At 37.8% G+C, this 19,853-nt stretch carries 21 protein-coding genes; all 21 read left to right on the forward strand.

What is annotated here, in order from left to right:
* The first annotated feature begins 5 nt into the window (after positions 1–5).
* The 21 genes from CRN97_RS02520 (at position 6) to CRN97_RS02620 (ending at position 19,851) form a co-directional block, all read left to right on the forward strand.
* Positions 6–281 carry a plasmid mobilization protein gene (locus tag CRN97_RS02520; protein WP_097075748.1) on the forward strand — a complete coding sequence of 92 codons (276 nt, stop codon included), beginning with the start codon at positions 6–8 and terminating at the stop codon, positions 279–281.
* 94 nt (positions 282–375) lie between these two features.
* A complete protein-coding gene (locus CRN97_RS02525) occupies positions 376–660 on the forward strand; it encodes a hypothetical protein (RefSeq protein WP_031558149.1) in 285 nt (94 codons plus the stop codon).
* 83 nt (positions 661–743) lie between these two features.
* A complete protein-coding gene (locus tag CRN97_RS02530; RefSeq protein ID WP_097075749.1) occupies positions 744–1,916 on the forward strand; it encodes a relaxase/mobilization nuclease domain-containing protein in 1,173 nt (390 codons plus the stop codon).
* 100 nt (positions 1,917–2,016) lie between these two features.
* Positions 2,017–2,313 (forward strand): SpoVG family protein, encoded by a 297-nt coding sequence (locus CRN97_RS02535; protein ID WP_097075750.1) that lies wholly within the window; start codon positions 2,017–2,019, stop codon positions 2,311–2,313.
* A gap of 32 nt (positions 2,314–2,345) precedes the next feature.
* On the forward strand, positions 2,346–3,608 hold the full coding sequence (locus CRN97_RS02540; protein ID WP_097075751.1) for an LPD16 domain-containing protein: 1,263 nt from the start codon (positions 2,346–2,348) through the stop codon (positions 3,606–3,608).
* A gap of 11 nt (positions 3,609–3,619) precedes the next feature.
* Complete coding sequence (locus CRN97_RS02545; protein WP_097075752.1) at positions 3,620–4,084, forward strand: hypothetical protein; 465 nt, start codon at positions 3,620–3,622, stop codon at positions 4,082–4,084.
* 8 nt (positions 4,085–4,092) lie between these two features.
* Complete coding sequence (locus CRN97_RS02550; RefSeq protein WP_097075753.1) at positions 4,093–4,275, forward strand: hypothetical protein; 183 nt, start codon at positions 4,093–4,095, stop codon at positions 4,273–4,275.
* Positions 4,276–4,462: 187 nt separating this feature from the next.
* Positions 4,463–4,681: a helix-turn-helix domain-containing protein gene (locus CRN97_RS02555; protein ID WP_097075754.1), complete on the forward strand. Its 219-nt coding sequence runs from the start codon at positions 4,463–4,465 to the stop codon at positions 4,679–4,681.
* A gap of 14 nt (positions 4,682–4,695) precedes the next feature.
* A complete protein-coding gene (locus tag CRN97_RS02560) occupies positions 4,696–6,687 on the forward strand; it encodes a site-specific DNA-methyltransferase (RefSeq protein WP_097075755.1) in 1,992 nt (663 codons plus the stop codon).
* Positions 6,688–6,702: 15 nt separating this feature from the next.
* Positions 6,703–9,303, forward strand: a complete 2,601-nt coding sequence (locus tag CRN97_RS02565) for a DEAD/DEAH box helicase family protein (RefSeq protein WP_097075756.1) — start codon at positions 6,703–6,705, stop codon at positions 9,301–9,303.
* Between the two features lie 227 nt (positions 9,304–9,530).
* A complete protein-coding gene (locus tag CRN97_RS02570) occupies positions 9,531–9,782 on the forward strand; it encodes a hypothetical protein (protein ID WP_179670655.1) in 252 nt (83 codons plus the stop codon).
* Between the two features lie 123 nt (positions 9,783–9,905).
* Entirely contained in the window at positions 9,906–12,485 is a 2,580-nt protein-coding gene (locus tag CRN97_RS14245) for an AAA family ATPase (RefSeq protein WP_097075758.1), read from the forward strand.
* A 14-nt stretch (positions 12,486–12,499) separates the two neighbouring features.
* The gene (locus CRN97_RS02580) at positions 12,500–13,840 is read left to right on the forward strand and encodes an McrC family protein (protein WP_097075759.1); all 1,341 of its coding nucleotides are present in this window, start codon (positions 12,500–12,502) and stop codon (positions 13,838–13,840) included.
* Positions 13,833–14,630: a hypothetical protein gene (locus CRN97_RS02585; RefSeq protein WP_097075760.1), complete on the forward strand. Its 798-nt coding sequence runs from the start codon at positions 13,833–13,835 to the stop codon at positions 14,628–14,630. Before CRN97_RS02580 ends, CRN97_RS02585 begins: the two co-directional genes overlap by 8 nt.
* A gap of 44 nt (positions 14,631–14,674) precedes the next feature.
* Positions 14,675–14,887 (forward strand): hypothetical protein, encoded by a 213-nt coding sequence (locus tag CRN97_RS02590; RefSeq protein WP_097075761.1) that lies wholly within the window; start codon positions 14,675–14,677, stop codon positions 14,885–14,887.
* Positions 14,888–14,907: 20 nt separating this feature from the next.
* Positions 14,908–15,474, forward strand: coding sequence for an HNH endonuclease (locus CRN97_RS02595; protein ID WP_207653194.1), 567 nt, complete (start codon positions 14,908–14,910; stop codon positions 15,472–15,474).
* A gap of 2 nt (positions 15,475–15,476) precedes the next feature.
* The gene (locus CRN97_RS02600; protein WP_097075763.1) at positions 15,477–16,565 is read left to right on the forward strand and encodes a macro domain-containing protein; all 1,089 of its coding nucleotides are present in this window, start codon (positions 15,477–15,479) and stop codon (positions 16,563–16,565) included.
* Positions 16,566–16,681: 116 nt separating this feature from the next.
* Positions 16,682–17,368 carry a vWA domain-containing protein gene (locus CRN97_RS02605; protein ID WP_097075764.1) on the forward strand — a complete coding sequence of 229 codons (687 nt, stop codon included), beginning with the start codon at positions 16,682–16,684 and terminating at the stop codon, positions 17,366–17,368.
* Complete coding sequence (locus tag CRN97_RS02610) at positions 17,368–18,153, forward strand: ADP-ribosylglycohydrolase family protein (protein ID WP_097075765.1); 786 nt, start codon at positions 17,368–17,370, stop codon at positions 18,151–18,153. Before CRN97_RS02605 ends, CRN97_RS02610 begins: the two co-directional genes overlap by 1 nt.
* Positions 18,154–18,169: 16 nt before the next feature.
* The gene (locus CRN97_RS02615; RefSeq protein WP_097075766.1) at positions 18,170–18,397 is read left to right on the forward strand and encodes a TM2 domain-containing protein; all 228 of its coding nucleotides are present in this window, start codon (positions 18,170–18,172) and stop codon (positions 18,395–18,397) included.
* Between the two features lie 332 nt (positions 18,398–18,729).
* Positions 18,730–19,851, forward strand: a complete 1,122-nt coding sequence (locus CRN97_RS02620; protein ID WP_179670656.1) for a ribonuclease III domain-containing protein — start codon at positions 18,730–18,732, stop codon at positions 19,849–19,851.
* The last annotated feature ends 2 nt before the right edge of the window (positions 19,852–19,853 follow it).

A 19,853-nucleotide genomic window follows, 5' to 3' on the forward strand; every position in this document is an offset into this window, starting at 1 on the left:
GCCGGATGCGTAACAAGATGGAAGAGCTGGGTGTCACAAACATGAGTAACTACATGCGAAAGATGCTATTGGATGGGTACTGCGTGAAGGTGGATACCTCTAGTGTCCGTGAGATGGCGTATCTGATTCGCATGTGCTCTAACAATCTGAACCAGTATGCCAAGAAAGCAAATGGCTTGGGTGAGATCTATGAATCAGATATCAGAGATTTGCAAAAGAGGCTGGATGACATCTGGAGTGGCACCAGAGAACTCATGCGAAAATTTGCAGCCATCAAGTGACCATCAAGGAACCATCAACTTTATTTGGCATCCTTGCCTTTTCAAAATCCACAGCATAGACTAAAGACAAATGAAGGAAACGGGAGGTATGGACATGGTGATTTTAAGATTCTTATTAAAGCTTTTAACCTTACCACTTTTATTGGTAGTGGACATAGCACTCTTAATCACAAAAGCATCTCTTTGGCTTAGCGAAGTAGTCGTAGGCCTTGGAATATGGATTTGCATCATCGTAGGACTGTTCTGTTTGTTCGACGGTCTCTATCCATGTGCCATAGCTTTCGGAGTGATGCTGCTCCTCATCTTTATAGGTCTGTTTGCAGCATGTGTCATCGAGTACTTCTTTGAGTCTGTGCGTGGAGCATTGAAGCGAATTTAAAATTGAATATTGTAGATGTAGGGCAGTCTTTCTTTGGAGGGGCTGTCCTTTTTGATTGCAAAAGGTTGGAAGGGAGGAAGGCGATGGCTGCTACGAGATTGATGGCACTGCATATCGTTCGGGATAGGACGTTGGCAGAGAGCCTGAAGGAACGTATGGATTATACAGAGGATGAGCTTAAGACAGAGCAAAAAAGATATATATCAACCTATGGCTGTGATATTGAAACAGCTGATGAAGAGTTTTTGCTTTCCCATCGAGAGTATCATGCCAATGTTAGAGACATACGTAAGAAAGAGATTATTGCCTATCAAATCCGGCAGTCATTTAAGCCAGGAGAAATTACGCCAGAGAAGGCCAATGAGATTGGTTATGAACTTGCTATGCGATTCACAAAAGGTGACTACGCATTTACGGTATGTACACATACGGATAAGAAGCATATTCATAACCACATCGTGTTTAATGCAATCTCTATGGATGGGAAAAAGAAGTTCAGAAATTTCTACTATTCGGGGATAGCGCTTCGTCGCATTTCCGATATCTTATGCTTTGAAAATGGCTTGTCCATCATCAAGCCGGCACCATATGCTGAGAGGAAAAAGAAGGGCAGATATTCAAGAACCAAGAACTATACAGATAAGAAACTAGAGTTTATCAAGGATATCGAGTCAAAAGTCCTAACAGGCAAAGGTAGGGGGTATGTGAATTGGGCGAAGAAGTTTAATGCCAAGCAGATGGCAAAGACCATCCTGTTTCTGCAGGAGCATAAGATTTCTTCCTACGAAGAACTAAAGGCAATCACTGATGAACGTTCTGGCAAGGTAAGGCAACTCATGGATTCCATGAAGGCGAAGGAGGCACTTCTCGCAGAAAACAAGAAGTATCAGAAAGCTATCGTTGATTATGGGAGGACTAGGAAAACTTTTGTGGCCTATAAGAAGAGTGGCTACAGTAAAAAGTTCTATGCAGAACATGAGGCAGAGCTTTTGATTTATAAGGCTGCAGAGGAAGTGTACAAGAATGCTCCAGGTCGGAAAATTCCACCTATGCAGGAACTACGAGATGAGTATGGTCGGATTTTAGCCGAGAAAAAAGCAGAGTTCCTAGAGTATGCCCAGATTAAAAAAGACATGAATGAGTACCTGATAGCCAAGAAAAATTTGGAACTCCTATACCAGCAGGAAGAGGAGAAAAAGGAAAGAGAGGGGCGCGATAAGCGAACCCGAAACTCACATCAGAAGGATGTGTTGTAAAAGCCGCCTACGCATTTGTCGGACAAATGCACTGCTTGCCACAACGACAATTTCGCGTTAGCGGAACACTAGAAACATTACCCTAAGGAGGATCAAAAAGATGAAAGTAAACGTTAAAGCAAATCAATTGGAAGCAACTACTAACAATGTGAAGGGACTTTGCACAGTTACCTTCGGGGATAGCTTCGCTGTTCGAAATATCTCCATCGTGGAAAGCAAGAAGGGAGGTAACTTCGTATCCATGCCAAGCTTCAAGACGAAGACCGTGGATGATGAGGGCAATCCGATTTTCAAGGACATTGCTTTTCCTATCACTAAGGAATTTAGAGAGGAGCTCTACAGCAAGATTATGGAGAGCTTTGAATCCAAGGAGCCGGTAGAGTTCGAATGGGAGTAGTGAACGCTGAAAAATAAATAGGAGGTATGACTATGGCTGATACAGATAATAAGTCAAAGGTAGAGGAGATCACGGAGCAACTAGAGCAGGGGCTACGTGATCTTTTTAATTCCGAGAAGTACAAGACGTATCTGACCACCATGTCCAAGTTCCACTACTACAGCGTCAATAACACCCTCTTAATTGCCATGCAGCGCCCGGATGCCACTTTGGTAGCCGGGTATGGCGCCTGGCAAAAGAACTTTGAACGCCATGTAAAGAAGGGAGCCAAGGGAATCAAGATTATCTCCCCTGTGAAGCTGAAGGTGGATGTGGAAGATAAGGATGCCCCAGAGGAAGGTGCTACAAAGCAGATCGAGGTAACGAAGTTCAAGGTATCTACAGTATTTGATGTGTCAGATACGGAAGGTAAGGAATTGCCAACCATCGGTGTGGAGATGCTATCCGGTCAGGTGGAGAAGTACCACCAGATGATTGATGCCCTCACAAAGATATCCAAGGTACCTATTGAGTATCAGAATATCGATGGTGGTAGCAAGGGATACTTTTCTCTTAAGGACCGAAAGATTGTAGTGCAAAAGGACATGACCCAGGTGCAGACCTTAAAGACGCTGATCCATGAGATTGCACATTCCAAGCTTCACGACTATCCGATTGATAAATCGGATGAGAATGGAATGGAAAGGAAGGATAAGCGTACCAAAGAGGTAGAGGCAGAGTCAGTAGCCTACACGGTATGCCAGCATTTCGGGGTGGATACTTCGGACTATTCCTTTGGATATATCGCAGGCTGGAGCTCCGGCAAGGAATTGGACGAACTGAAATCATCCATGATGACCATCCGAAAGACTGCTAGTGAAATCATCTCTGATATGAATACTGAGATTGCTATGAGCCAGAACCAATTGGAGGAGACTTTGGACAAGGAAGAACTGGCTCTGCAGGTAGGGGATAAGTACCTGGCTATCCAGAAGTGCGATGAAGGTTACGACTACACTTTTTACGATGCTAATTACCATGGCCTGGATGGAGGTGTCATCGAGAATAAAGATGCACCAATCGCTATCGTGGCAGCGGAGGTTATTGCAGCAGAAGGCCTAGGCAATGTGAAGTCTGTAAAAGAAGTGGACTATGACAAGCTTCAGGAAGATGCCGCCTACACAGCAGCCTACGAGATGGAAACGATTGCGGAAAAGAAACCATCTATCCTGGGTCAGCTGAGAGATAAGTTCGGTCTGGTGGAAGGCAAGCATGAGCATGGGAAAGTGAAGCCGGATAGGGATGAGTGTAGATAGGGAGGAAGACTATGGGAAAGAAAAGTGTAGATCCAAGCCAGGTGCCACTCATGAAGAGTGAGATGGTTGCAACAGCTTTTGAGATTTTGATGGAGGCTTATATTAAGAGCCTAGGCCGTTGTTCCTCAGGCCAGAAAGTGACCATCACCATCAAGAGTTACAATCGCTATATCAAGTTCTCTGGATTCAGGGAGTACTTCGATATTTGTCTCTATAAGAGTGGTGACATCGACATCAAGATGCGAGAGTCTTGCCATGCAGACTATCTGGAACGTATTTACGAATATAAAGAGGATAGATCGCAGCAGGAGGTATTTCTTCAGAAACTCCGAGATGGATTTGCTGAGCAGCTCATTGATGTAGCGAACTGCAGCCTGATGGATTATCACAGCTTTATGGATATGCTTCATGGGGACTGGCACTTCAAAGAAGCGTATGAGTATTTCACTAAGCTGGTGGAAGGATGCAAGGTTTAGGAGGTGCCATGGAAACATATATTATCGAGCTTTTCGATGGTAAGAAAAGAGTTGGTAAAGAAAAGATACGCACCGATGATTATGACGATGTGCTAAAGCGTGTCGCTGAGATTGTTGCTAAGACGGATTACAGAGTAGAAATCTGGGATAGCGTAGCGTATATGCATCGAAATAAGGATGCGTGTAGGTAATTATTTGGCTGGTCTCACTGTGGTGGGGCCGGCTCTTTTTTTATTGTGCTACTAGAGAATGTCCAACTGTAAAAATTCGTGCGAACAAGCGAATTTTATCGGACAATTTAATAGTCTTATGATATACTGTAAATTAGCGTGATTACTGTATTTTGTCACTGTTTTAACAGTGAGAAAGGAAACTATTATGTCAGTATCGTATCAGAAGTTATTTGATTTAATGCGTGATAAGAAAATGAAGCGCAAAGATTTAATTGAACGTGCTGGTATTAGCTATGCTACAATTGCAAAACTTGAAAAGGGCGATAACGTCCAGATGGAGGTTTTGGAGAAAATCTGCAGAGAGTTTAAGTGCCAGTTAAGTGATATTGCAGAAATTCTTTTTGATTTTGATAATACACATTAAAGAAGGAGTTATTAATGGAGAATACAAGACTACAACTTGAATGGTTTAATAAAAGTAAAGCGCTTATTCCTATAGAGACTGGAAAATATGGTTACACATGGGTTGAACCATCCGATCCAAGATATTGCGAGACGCATACAATAGTTTTAGATGATTATTATAAGGGTATTCAACTAAAAAAAGATTCTAATTATCAATATTCAGAAATGGCAGATTTATTACCACAAAGTGATAATTTGTTAATTCAAGGTGAGTCTGGTGATGTATTAGAAGCACTCACTAGAGTACCGGAATATGCCGCTAAGTATGTGGGAAAAGTGAAACTTATTTATATTGATCCACCATTTAATACATCTCAAACATTTGAATCATATGAGGATAATTTGGAACACTCAATATGGCTGACTATGATGAGAGATAGATTGCTTCATCTTAAAAAGCTATTGGCTAAAGATGGATCAATTTGGGTTCATCTTGATAATGTCGAAGTTCATAGAATGAGAATCCTATTGGATGAGATATTTGAACCACAGAATTTCGTCATGGATATGCAGTGGGAAAAAAAGTATGGTGCAAGTAATAACTCCCATACTATTGCATCGATGACTGACACAATACTTGTATATCGAAAATCTACAGATTTTTCACCTAATCGTTTGCCTAGAACAAATGAGATGAATGCAAGATACTCTAATCCTGATAATGATCCACTTGGCAAGTGGAAGGTTGGAGATGCAACTGCAAGACATAATATTGGTAGACAGCAGCATCCAAGTGTTTATGGATTTCAAAATCCGTTTACTGGGGAAATACAATATCCATCAAATGGTGCTAATTGGTATTTCAAAAGAGAAACGGTAAAAGAGTTCCTGGAGTTTTGGGGCGAATATATAGATGGCCCTTATGACAAGGTTGAAGAAGAGAATCGAAGACGAATAGAGGGGAATGATGCAGAGCTTAGAAGTGATATCAAGCCATTAATATTAAAAGAGTGGAATGAAAATATAGGAAAACAAAATATTGAGAAGTATAACAAGTGCGTCTTGCCACAGTTTACACCTACACCAGTTGGTGGCGCGATTTTAAAGGTGTATTTGTCTGAAGTATCAGGCAGGGTGCCTGTGAATTTATTACCTTTCGATGAAGTTGGACATAATGATTCTGCAAAAAAAGAAATTATGGCGCTGTTTCCAGATGAAAAGCCATTCTCGACACCTAAACCAGAGCGTTTACTAGAAAGGATTATAACAATAGCTACTAATCCTGGAGATATAGTGTTGGATTGTTTCGCTGGTTCTGGAACGACTGCAGCTGTGGCACAAAAAATGGGGAGAAGATGGGTTACCTGTGAATTGAAAGAGCATACGTTTTCACATTTTGTTTTACCTCGTTTAAAAAAAGTTGTTATGGGTGAAGATATGGGAGGAATTACTCGAACCAAGGGAGAACGTGTTTTTGATGAAAGCGTGACTCCACCTGAAGGAATATCAGTTGATGATGCTGCAACTTTTACGAAGGTACTTAATAGAATAATTGCAGAAAATGAGAATTTTAAAAGTGATTCAGTAGTTAGAGAACTTAAGCGATTGACTAAAACAAAAAGAACTAAAGAAGTACTCAATTGGCGCGGTGGTGGTGGTTTTCAAGTGGCACATTTATCACCGGCTTGCTTTGATTACGATGAAAAGTATAACATTGTTAAACTAACTGATGAAGCACATGGTGAATTATTGATTCGTTCGATTGCAGCAAATCTAGGATACAAATTATTAGAAGCAGGTGTAGGTGGTATATTTGATGCTTATAAAGGAAAAAGCGTTTTGAAAGTTATAGAAGGTGTTGCTACACCGGAGATGGTGGATTGGTTATTAGCAAATTTAGATGAAGAAAAAACACTTATGATTGCATCAACTGGAGTGATGGATGGTACACGTGAATACTTAAGGAAAGCACGTAAGGGTTCAAGAATACTTGTTATACCAGATGATATTTTTTGCAGCATTTAAGGAGGAAAAGTAATTGTGGGAAAAGGACTAAATATCGATTTTGATGAAGATTTAATTGAGTCAATTAGCGCTGATTTTGATTTGAGAAAACCCAATAAGGAAGCACTTATTGAATTGGTGTCTACTATAGCTGAAGGATATGATCCTAGTCTTATCCAAATAATTAACATGGCAACTGGCGTTGGTAAGACATACTTAATGGCCGCTTTTATTGAGTATTTGCGGAATAAAGGTATTGATAATGTAGTTATTGTTACCCCTGGTAAAACGGTTCAGGCAAAAACGGTAATGAACTTTTCGCAAGGAAATCCTAGATATATAAGTGGAGCACAGGTGCCTCCTGAGGTTGTTACTCCCCAAGATTACTCTGCATGGGTATCGCGTAAAAATGGTGATCCAAGATTATCGTTTGGTCGTGTAATTCCTTCATTAGTATTTATCTTCAATATTCAACAGTTGATAGCACCAAAAGAAATGGATGGTGATACTCATGGAGGAGCACAAGAAGCAATTCGTCGCAAACCTAGAAAATTTGATGAAAATGCGGGAATACTATTTGATTATTTAAAAGACTTAGACAATTTAGTAGTAATCGCTGATGAATCACATTTGTATTCAACTAGTGCTGCTGCGTTTAATGCGGCATTGAAAGAGTTAGATCCTGCATTAACAATTGGATTGACAGCATCTGTTACACCAGAGGATCACGTGATTTTTAGATATCCATTATATAAGGCTATACAAGATGAATATGTTAAGGCTCCTGTATTAGCATTTCGAAAAGGCGGATATGGAGAAGATCAAGCATCAGAGGAACAACAACTGCGTGATGCATTACAACTTCGGAGTTTAAAGCAAGCATATTATGATGCATATACTAGCCAAATGAATTTGCCACGGCTAAATGCAATTCTATTTGTTGTATGCGCGGACGTTGAACATGCAACGCAGGTTGCTTCTTTGCTTAGAAGTCCTGCATTCTTTGGTAAGGAATTGTCAGTTCTTCAAGTGGATTCAAAACACGACGATGACATTACAGAAAAACTACTAGAAAATTTAGATTGCTCGGATTCTCCTGTTCTTGCTGTTGTTAGTGTTAATAAACTAAAAGAGGGGTGGGATGTAAAAAATATCGCGGTGGTTGTAACTCTTCGCGCTATGGCTTCCGAAGTTTTAACCCAGCAAACTATGGGTAGGGGATTGCGACTGCCATTCAAAAGATATACAGGGGTTAGACAGATTGATCAGTTGGATATTATTTCGCACCAGTCTTTTCGTGAATTGCTTGAATCAGAAAATGTGTTAATTCAATTTGGTCTGGAGGAGGCGATTGCTGAAAAAGATGATTCTATAATTAAACAATCCATAGAATCATTTATTAATACACAGGAGCAGAACGGAGCGTCTAGTGGAAATAACATAGAAGAGTCATTGCCTTTGTATAGTTCTTTAGGGGAGTCTTTTGAAAAAAAAGATTTATCTGATGGTTTTGCCAGTGGAGTTCATGAACAGCATAAAGAGTATTTTAATAACACTGGAGGAAACGCTGAAAAAGCGGCTACTACTGTCATTATTAAATCTGTAGATGAATTGACATCCCAATCGCTTGAAATAAAGCCGGTTGTAGTTGAAAAAAATAGTGAATTTGTTGATGTATCATATACTTTCCCGGTTACGGATATTGAGATAAAACAGCCACCAATTGATTTGTCGGAAATTACAGATAGAGAAATTGAAGATGCGGCACGAAGAGTCACTTCAACGGGTGATGTGCTATATCGAAAGGAAATTGTGGCTGCCCTTGGGAAAAAACTTCGTACAATAGACGCCGAGAGTGCAGAAGTTGAATCATTAGAGGTTTCAACAGAAGACGCTAAAGAAGCATTAGTAAAGATTGCAATTAATATGCAAATGATACCAAAGAATGAGACGGTAATAGGATATGTTGAGAATTATCTTGTACCTAAATTTATGAAGGAAGTAACCTTTGATAAATGGACTGTTAAGTCGCTTGAATCTGCACGTGTACAGCTTATGAGTTTAATAAAGGACTATATATCAGTGGTTCAACGCTCAACGAAAGAGATAACAATAATCCATCCTCGCAAGATAAATTTAGACAGTCGAGTATTCCCATTTAATACTGAATTCTTTGATCCTATAGATTCGAGCGATGAATTTGTTCGTGGAAGATTATATTCCGGATGGTTTAAGTCACTTTACAAGGAAGAATCATTTGATTCATATAGTGGAGAATATAAGCTTGCATCACTTATGAATACGTCACCACATATTGTTTGGTGGCACAGACTGCATTCATATTATGAAGCGTATATTTATTACACTCCAAAAGATAGATATTTCCCTGATTTTGTAGCCAAGGATGACCAAGGAATATATTGGATTATTGAAGGCAAAGATAAACGAGGTAGAACCAATGATCAGGTTCAAAACAAGCGAAAGGCAGCTGAATCCCTCGTTAGAAGACTTGCAGCAGAAAAAGATTTCATGTCGCAAAAGTGGGGGTATCTTATAGCGTATGAAGATGATATTGAAAAATCAGATTCGTGGGATGATTTAAAAAGTCTTTCGCAACCAGTGACTAATGTTGTGTAGCTGACTCGGTATTTAGACTAGGAGGCAGTTAATAATATTAAGTTTTATGATGAAATAATTATAGGATTCTTGGGGGAATAGATGGAAAAGGTTGTAGATAAGCCAATAAAGATTGATTTACATATGCACTCATGTTTTTCATCGGATAAAGATGGAAAAAAGTTGCGTCTAATACTAAGAATAATCTACAAGTCCTTATAAAAGGGCTTGTAGATAATAACGTTAACATGGTTTCTGTAACAGATCATGATACGTTTAATTATGATTTATATTCAACATTAAAAATATCAGGAGATATGAACAGCGATGAGTTCTTCTTGCCAGAGGAATATTGGATGTCCCAGAGCCCTTATAAAGAAATAAATGAGGAACGTAATAGATGGTTGGAAGGGCTAAAAAAACAACGTGAAGAAGCAGAACGAAAGAAAATAAACTCGTTTCTTTATAGAAGACCTGTTAGACGTGGACCACGTTTTTGAAAGGCTTTAATAGAAAGCTTTAGATTGGAGAATGTAATGGTAGTTACACAGATTTAAGCTGCGGAATTTCTTACAGAATTAAAGATTGTACAGAACCAATCGAAAAAGAGGAGTGTGAAGACTATGAATCACGGTGAAGTAATAGCTGATTATATAAAGTTAATTAATTTTATTGAGAATAATGGTGGTGGAATATTTATTGATCCTACTGATCCTAAATTAACAAAAGAAGCCAAGGAAAAATATATTGATAAGCAGCAATTGGGACAAGAAACTGTAGACGAACTATTAAAAGTCTATGAAGAATGCAGTGTAAGATTTAACCTTAGATATCATGAAGAAGTTCGGTGGAAAAGTGCCAGTGGGAAAAGCATAGTGCCATACCTTTGGCTTCAAATGAAATATGCTGATTTCAAAAATAGAAAAGAAAGCATATCTGTTTTTGTGGAGAAGATATCTGAAACCAGCGCGGCAATAAGAGTAAGTCTTGATATTAAGAATGATAATTCTGATAAAGCGGAAATGGTTCAGTATCATAAGCATTTGGAAATACCTCTAGATAAAGAAGCAAATCTAGTTTATGTAGCTGGTAATAATGATTTGGGAAGGCCAGAAATAATAAATGAGATGACTGCTGCAACTTTGGCCACCAAAGAAAAAGTACAGATTTCGAAGTATATTGAGCTTGATGAGTATGACAATAATCAAGCAATTGAATCTGAATTATTCAAGTCTATTCATGCATTGCTACCATATTATGATCATGTTTTAGGAATACGTCGTGATGAATGGTGGCCTTCTTTAGAAACATATCTACCTAAAATAACAGCGAACCAGTGGGAAGTGTTTCTAAAAAAGGATTGTATCAAGTATCCTAAAACAATAAAAATGCTTAAAGCTATGTTGGAACTTGGTGGAGCATGTACATGTAAACGGTTAGGAACCTATTTTTCAGAATCTCCATCATCTTTTATTAGTAGAGGTTCAAATCTTGGAAAAAGAGCAGCTGCAGAATTTAACGTACCGTTATATCAGGATGATAAGGGGAAAGAATGGTTATTTGTTATTCCATTTCAAGGGAAGCATACTGAGGACGGATTATATGCCTGGAAATTGCGCGAAGAGTTAAAAGAGGCTCTTAAGAATATGGATTTATCTGAGTTTGAAGAAACTGATAAGGAGAAGAAAAGCATGTTTGATAAAAATACTATCCTATATGGCCCTCCGGGAACAGGAAAAACATATAATTCCATTAATTATGCAGTGGCAATAATAGAGGGAAAAACTATAAGAGAAGTTCAATCCGAAGATTATGGGCTCGTAAAAAGTAGATATGAGAATTATAAAAATCTTGGTCAGATAGCGTTCACTACATTCCATCAGTCTTATGGATATGAAGAATTCATTGAAGGAATAAAGCCTAATCTGAATGGTGAAAATGATGAAGGATTGGAATACTCAATTGAGCCAGGTGTTTTTAAATCTTTTTGCAATAAAGCAGCAGTTTCCTTATCAGTAAATGATAAAGACGATTTAGGGTTAAATAAGAATCCTGTTGTTTGGAAAGTTTCACTAGAGAGAACATATGATAATCCAACAAGAACAGAATGTCTTGAAAACAATCACATACGTATAGGATGGGATGAGTATGGCGCTGATGTTGTTGAAGACATGGACTATTATTGTGGTGGAAAAAATGAATTAAACGCATTTATAAATAGAATGCGCATAGGAGATATTGTCTTTTCGTGTTATTCAGCTACAACGATTGATGCTATCGGTGTGGTTACAGGCGAGTACGAGTGGCATGATGAGTATGAACGGTACAAGCGCGTGCGTCCTGTAAAATGGCTTGTAAAAGGGGTATATGAAGAAATCACAGATTTGAATGCTGGAAAGAACATGACATTGTCGTCCGTATATAAGTTGAGAGTAAATGCGTCCGATGCTTTAAAGCTAGTTGAAAAACATATTGCTGATGACGAGGATGTTGATCAGAATCAGAAGAATTACGTGTTTATAATTGATGAGATTAATAGAGGTAACATTTCCAAGATATTCGGCGAATTAATTACTTTAATTGAGGACACAAAACGTGATGGAGAATTAGAGGCGGCATCTGCAATATTGCCGTATTCTGGGGAAACATTTAGTGTGCCAAATAACGTATATATTCTTGGAACGATGAATACAGCAGACAGATCAATTTCTTTACTTGATACAGCGTTACGTCGACGATTCAATTTTATTGAAATGATGCCTAACTCTAATGTGCTTAGAGATATGGGAATAGAAACAATTTCAATTAATGGAGTTGAACTAAATGTCGCAAATATGCTAGATGCAATAAATGAGCGTATTAAATTCTTATTTGATAGAGAGCATACAATTGGTCATGCTTTTTTTACTGGATTAGCCAGTGATTCTTCGATTGAAAAACTTGCGTCTATTTTTGAAAAGAATGATATTCCTTTATTGCAAGAATATTTCTATGAGGATTATCAAAAGATACAGCTTGTTCTTGGGGATAATGCAAAGGTAGATGATAATTTGAAATTTGTGGTTGATAACCGCATTAAGTTAAAAGAGCTTTTCATGGGAAGTGTAGAGGATATAGTCGACGAACAAGAAGTAAAATATGAGATTAATTATGATGCTTTTCTCAACGTTAATGCATATAAAACAATAGCTAATAATGTATAAAGTGTGGTGATTACATGGGTAAACTTAAAGAAGTTAAAGAATACGATTCTATAACGGGAAATATAGATTATAAAGATGATGATAAATATGAATATGTACCGGAACCTGTTTTTAGCGAACTTATAGAGTTTATCCATGAATTTGCTGGCAACGAAGAGAATGCTGACGCTTTAGATTTTATGCGAATATCATATAAGCGAAATGTTGGCGATTTGGTTTCAATTAAGAATTTTGTTGGTCTTATACAAATGAAAAGTGGTTATCAGATTCAGGTCCTTCCAAAAATCGATTTTGGTACTGAAGAAGATGACAGTAATACCAAAACGAAGAAAGTATTCTTGAAAATGCTCAAAAGCATGAAAGATTTTCCTAGTAAGACCTTTAATGCTGCAAGCTTAAAAGTTGATAAGATGAATCTTTATGAGATATTTATTAACATGTATTTGCAGGAGGTAAGACAGCTTGTAAAGCATGGTATTAAATCGACATATATTACGAAAGAGGATAATCTAAATTACTACAAGGGAAAACTTCTAATTAATCAGCATATAAAGACTAATATTGTTCATAAGGAAAAATTCTTTGTTGCTTTTGATGAATTCAATCCAAATCGTGCAGAAAACAAATTGGTAAAGGCAACTTTATTAAAGCTACAAAAAATGACAAGTAGTGCAGAAAACAGCAAAGAAATTAGGCAATTACTTACCGCATTCGAGATGATTGATGTTTCGACAAATTATGAGAAGGACTTTGCATGTGTACATATTGATAGAAACACAAAAGATTATGAAATGCTAATGAAATGGTCGAAAGTTTTTTTGATGAATAAAAGTTTTTCGACGTTTTCTGGAGATACTTATTCGCGTGCTTTATTGTTCCCAATGGAAAAATTTTTTGAAAGCTATGTTGCTCAGAAAATGAAGAAAATCTTTTCTCCTGGAGGTTGGGAAGTTAAAAGTCAGGCACATGGATTCTTTTTGTTTGTTGAACCTAGAAAGCAGTTTGCCTTAAGACCAGATATTGTTCTACAAAAAGGTAATCGCACTGTAATAATGGATACAAAGTGGAAGAACTTAATAGATAATGAAAGCAAGAATTATGGCATTTCACAGCAAGATATGTATCAAATGTATGCCTATTCTAAAAAGTATGCCACATCTGAAATCTGGTTATTGTATCCATTGAATAGGCTGATGCGAGAACATGCGCCTATAGTATTTGATTCTGGTGATAACACAACTGTGAGTATTCATTTCATAGATTTAGATAATATAGAAGAGAATTTAGAACAGTTGAAAGATAAATTAGAAATGAATGCTATTTATGAAAATCTAGGAGGAGAAGCTATTGGATAATAACGTCGACACAAAACTAGAAGCGGATTCAATCCGAGTAAAAATATTATATGAAAGTTTAGTAGATGCTCTTGCAGGTTTACCGTTTGATGTTGTTGTTGATAAGAGGTATCTGTTTATTAGATTTGACACGCTTAATTTATGTGAAATTGAAGTCTACGATGAATACTACAAAGTTCAGTCTAGTTATATGGATTGGAAGGAGCAATCAAAACTTTCTTGGGAAGAAGACGAGAATTTGATTGTTTTTTATGCTGATATGCCAGATGAATGCATTGGAGAATGTAAAAGATTAGTATTATATGAAGCAAAAAAAGGTTCAAAGCAAGTACAGTCTATTAATATACATAATAGCGAGTTGATGGAGCTTGTTTCATTGGAGAAGTTCCAAGTTGCTTATAATAAGTTTTTGGAACAAGCTGACGAAAATGCCGTATCAGGAAAGTCCAAAGGTAAAAAACTTCCATATGGACTTGAATACGGAAAGATTGATAAGAAGAATTTTACACAACACTTTGGTCAAGGAGCTGCTACAAAAACTCCTTACATGAATTGGCATGTAGTATCAATCTATTATATTCCTGATGAGGGGAGAATACTGATTGGAATTGAAAAAGATCGTTATCAACATGTAAACAAGATGTCTCGTATTAGAGCGGAACAAATCGGTAATAAAAAGACAGATGTTGCTATTTTTTATGAAACCACAAAGAGTAAATTAGACTATAAAGAGTTATACGACGAATTTATAAAAGTATGTGGGAAAGTAATGGAATTAGGCGTTGATTAATATTGAATTAATGAGCTGAAATTGTTTAACGGAGAGCATTTATTTTGAGGTACATCGTAAAGAAAATCATGGAGCCTGATTACGGCTGCGAAGAACGCCCGGAAGGATATATCGCCATGGACCACTTAATTCTTCGTGATGAGTCAGGTCAGGAAATAGACTATGAAGTGGCAGATCAGGAACTCTATGAAAAGGATATCAATGAAGGGGATTGGGTTTATTTCGATAAGGATAATAAGAATTTTAAGGAAGAGTAGAGGATTGCAGGAATATTACAATGAAAAATGTATTTAGAATGCCTACACCAGTCAAGATTGTTGGGCGAACGTCAAGTATTACAAATGCATTTATAAACGGAATCATTCCGGTTATAGAGCCATCAGATGAAGAAATTAATGAAGCTTTAAAAACTCTTGGAATGACAAGGGAGACCATTTGTTGTGCCTATTGTGGTGACAGTTATACAGAGTGGGATCACTTTCATCCGCTTATCAAGAATAAAAAGCATACTGGTTATATTTCTGAAATTCATAATTTGGTTCCGGCTTGTGGCAAGTGCAATCAAAGCAAGGGCAATCGAGATTGGGAGGAATGGATAAACAGTGATGCTCGATTATCACCGAAAACTCGCGGGATTAATGATTTAGAACAAAGAATAGAACGTTTACATCTGTATGAAAAGAAGTATAAACCGCGGTTAATTAACGTCGAAGAAATCGTTGGTTTTGAGCTTTGGGAACAGCATAAGAGTAATTACGAAAAACTAATTGCTTTGATGAAGGAATGCCAGGAAACCTCGGATATAATTAAGCAGATGATTTATAAGGCTACAAAGGAAGAGTGACTATGCCATTTCAAATAATCAGAAATGATATTACAAAAGTAAAAGCAGATGCCATTGTTAATACCGCAAATCCAAATGTTGCGGTTGGTAGTGGTGTGGATTCTGCTATATATAAGGCTGCTGGTAAGGAAAGGCTGTTAGCGGAACGTAAGAAGGTTGGGCTATTATTACCCGGTGAAGTTGGTATTACTCCGGCATTTGATTTAGATGCAAAGTATATTATCCATGTTAGTGGTCCTTGGTGGACCGATGGTACTAAAGGAGAAGCTTCTGTTCTTCGTACATGCTATGACAAAGCGCTTGATCTTGCTTATAAGAATAAGTGTAAGTCTATCGCATTCCCTGTCCTTGCTACAGGAACGTATGGATTTCCAAAAGAATTAGGAATTCAAATTGCGGTTGATTCTTTCACTTCATTTCTTGAAGAACATGATATGGAAATTACACTTGTTGTCTTTGGAGATGAGTCTGTTCGTATTTCCGGTGAGATTGTAGACGAAGTCTCAAGCTATATAGATGACAACTATGTGGAAAAAGCTTTAGCAGATGAATACAAGTCTGATAGTTTTAGCAGAACTGTGATTCATGCAAATCGCATGATGGATTGCATGCGGGTATCATCTGCGTTTAAACCTGAAGATGACGAAGCCGAAATAGAGGAAGACTTTGAAGACGATATGGTGCTATCGGCGCCAATGGAAACTCCTGCTGAGAAAGAGGAATCTTTAGATGATGTCTTAAAGGAAATCTATACGGATTCGTTTGAAAAACATCTTCAGAAAATTATCAACAAAAAAGGTTTGAAGAATTCCGAAGTCTATGCGGCTGCGAATATTTCAAAGCAGTATTTCTCAAAGCTTTTAAAGGGACAGGTAAAACCTTCAAAGGGCAAGATGCTTGCATTAGCTGTTGGACTGCGCTTGAACTTAGATGAGACGGTAGACTTTTTACGTATTGCTGGATATGCCTTATCTCCGATATCTCAAACTGATGCTGTAGTGGAATACTTCATCGAGCATGAGGATTATAACGTATTAAAAATTGATATTGTGCTGTTTGATTATGGATTGGATCCACTTTCAAATGGATAATTTGTAAGGTCGCCTTCGGGTTGACCTTTTTTCTTTGCCTTCTGAGTATTATTAAATCATCAAAACAAACAACGCCTCGCTGCAGAGAGGCATGAATGATAACAGGAGGTAAGCATATGAGTAAAGGTTTAACAGAAATCATTTATATTCTAGATAGATCTGGTTCTATGGGTGGTCTTGAAGCTGATACCATTGGCGGGTTTAATTCGATGATGGAAAAACAGAAAAAGACCGGTGAAAAGGCGCTAGTTTCTACAGTACTTTTTGACGATGTGTGTGAAGTGATTCATGACAGAGTTCCGATTGATAAAATTGAGACGATGACAGATAAGCAGTATTACGTGAGAGGTTGCACAGCACTTTTAGATGCTGTTGGTGGTGCTATCAAGCACATTGGTAACGTTCATAAGTATGCCAGGGAAGAGGACAGACCAGATAAGACGATTGTTGTTATTACTACAGATGGTATGGAAAATGCTAGCTGCAAGTATTCACGAGACAAGATTGAAAAGATGGTAAAGCGTCAGCAGAAGAAGTATGGCTGGGAATTCATTTTTATCGGCGCCAATATCGATGCATATGCTGAGGCACAGAAGTATGGCATCCGCAAAGACAGAGCGGTTAATTATGTTTGCGATGAAGTCGGAACTGCAAATGTTTATGCCGGGGTATCCAAGGCTGTATGTTCAGTAATGATGGCGGATTGTATGCACGTGAGTGAAGAATTAGATAAAAGTGCCTGGGATGATGATATTAATGAAGATTATGAACGTCGTGGCAAGCAGAAAAGGGGACGAGCATAATGGCAATAAAAGGCGCAGTTTTAGGTGATATCTTAGGGTCACAATACGAGTTTAATAGACCTAAGAATTTGGACTGGAAGAATATTCCTCTTATTGCAGACGGGAAAGCTAAGTTTACAGATGATTCAGTAATGGCGCTTGCGATTAAGAAGGCTCTCGATGAAAGCACCGACTTGGTGGAAACCATGATAGCGGTTGGTAAAAGATATCCATTTTGTGGATATGGTGCTAAGTTTTATTGGTGGATTAACGGGAAAAAACATGAACCTTACAATAGTTGGGGCAATGGCTCAGCGATGCGCGTTGCATATGTAGGTGAATACTATGATAACTATGATGAAATGCAACGTATGGCTAAGGTTACAGCGGCAGTGTCGCATAATCATCCAGAGGGAATCAAAGGTTCTGTTGTAACTGCAACATGCATTTGGATGGCAAAACATGATAAGAGTAAACAGGAAATCTATGATTATGTTTTGAGTCAGTACCCAAAGGAAGAGTATGAATATAGCATTGCTTATAGCTTGGATGAAATCCGCTCACGCTATAAATGGAATGAAAGTTGCCAAGGTTCTGTTCCAGCAGCTATGAGATGCTTCTATGAGAGCACGGATTATGAATCATTTATTAGGAATGTGTTCAGTTTGGAGTGCGATAGCGATACCTTTGGTGCTATCGCCGGTGGAGTGGCAGAAGAGTTCTATGGTGGATTTGGAAGCGTGGATGCTGAAGGAATCTTTAGGAAATATTTGGATGATTATCTGTATGAGATATTGATGAAATAATTGGAGGATAAATGAAATGAGCAACTATGTAACTAACACATCAGATAAAAATAAGAACACAGCATTATTGTTATGCATTTTTCTTGGATGGGCAGGTGCGCATCAATTCTATGTAGGTAAGTGGGGAAAAGGATTCTTGTATTTATTTACTGCTGGACTGTTTATGATTGGCTGGATAGTAGATATATTTAAGATTTTGACGGGATCATTTAGAGATAATGTAGGTGCTCCACTAAGGGAATAAAACTCAATAATTCCATAATAATCCAATCGAGAATGTAATGTTATTACACCCCTTGATAAAAACAAGGGGTGTCTATTGTAAAATGATAAAGTGTTGGTTATACTTGTTGTGTAACTAAATATCGGGGCGTGATGCTTTTTAAATTTTGCGTTCTATTTGTACGAGATTTATTCCTGCATATGCAAGTGTACATGAGTAAATACATGAAAATAGAGAAGAAAATTTAAGATCCATGTCTAATGCAGACGATTACTATCTCACGAGTAGTCTGTTTTGTGTTAGGCTATTATGCCCCTTTCAGCAAGAAAATTGCAGAAAGGATTTTTTATTTTATGGAAAAGAAAGACTTATTTGACAAGCTGGTGCCACAGCAGATTGGTAACTACAAATTTAGTAATGAAGCACTTTTGAAGCAGGCATTTACTCGACGTTCTTTTACTGAAGAGAATGGAGGAGAAAACAATGAAGTATTAGAGTTTATTGGGGATAAAGCGTTAGACATTGCTGTAGTAAGATATTTGGTGCGCAAATATGGCAATGCTCCTACTAAAGATGATCTTAATAAAATGATGTGGCCTGGTGAAAAGTATGATTATGAGTTTTCATCCAGTTTGAATGAAGGTGAATTAACTATTCTAAAGCAAAGATTGGTTCAGAAAGACACCTTGGCAAGACGAATTGATGAATTAAGCATTGCCGACTATCTAATAATGGGAAAAGGCGATGTGCTGAATAATAGAGAACAGGATAAATCTGTTAAGGAAGATTTGTTTGAAGCTATTATTGGTGCAGTAGCAATTGATAGTAATTGGGATTTTGAAAAGATTCAGGAAGTTGTAGAGGTTATGCTTAATCCGGATTCTATTCTCGCAACTGATGCAGAAATTGATTATGTTCGCCTAATATATGAGTGGGACGAGTCTTATGGAAATGAACCTTGGTTTCAGTATGAGGAGCATGGAGAAAGAAGCACATGGTATATGCGTCGTGAGAATACTATTTATCAGAGCTGCAATGTGCTTGGTAGCAAAGAACAGCAGTATCTTTCAGGCACAACGCGAACTTGTTTCGTTAAGATAGCAGATGATGTACCTGCTTTTGCTGGCTTTGGGTATTCTAAAAATGAGGCGCGAAGAAATGCGTGCAAATTAGCATATGAATATCTTGAGAAGAATAATATGTTATTTACCATCCGAGATGAGATTGATGAGCCTACAATAGATATGGCGATTAATCAGTTGGAGATTCTAGCTAGACGTGATTACATTGAGATGCCTGAGTATGGATATCGGGAAGGACATGACGATGACGGAAATCCTATCTGGTATGTTACCTGTCATGTAGATGGGTTTGATGTGACAATGTCAGCTGAGTCTTCGTCCAAGAAGCAAGCAAAGAAGGAAGCTGCATTGGATATGTTGAATTACGTGTTAGAGAATTATAAGGAGGAGTAGCT

The organism is Pseudobutyrivibrio ruminis DSM 9787, from assembly GCF_900218035.1.
Lineage (GTDB): Bacteria > Bacillota > Clostridia > Lachnospirales > Lachnospiraceae > Pseudobutyrivibrio > Pseudobutyrivibrio ruminis.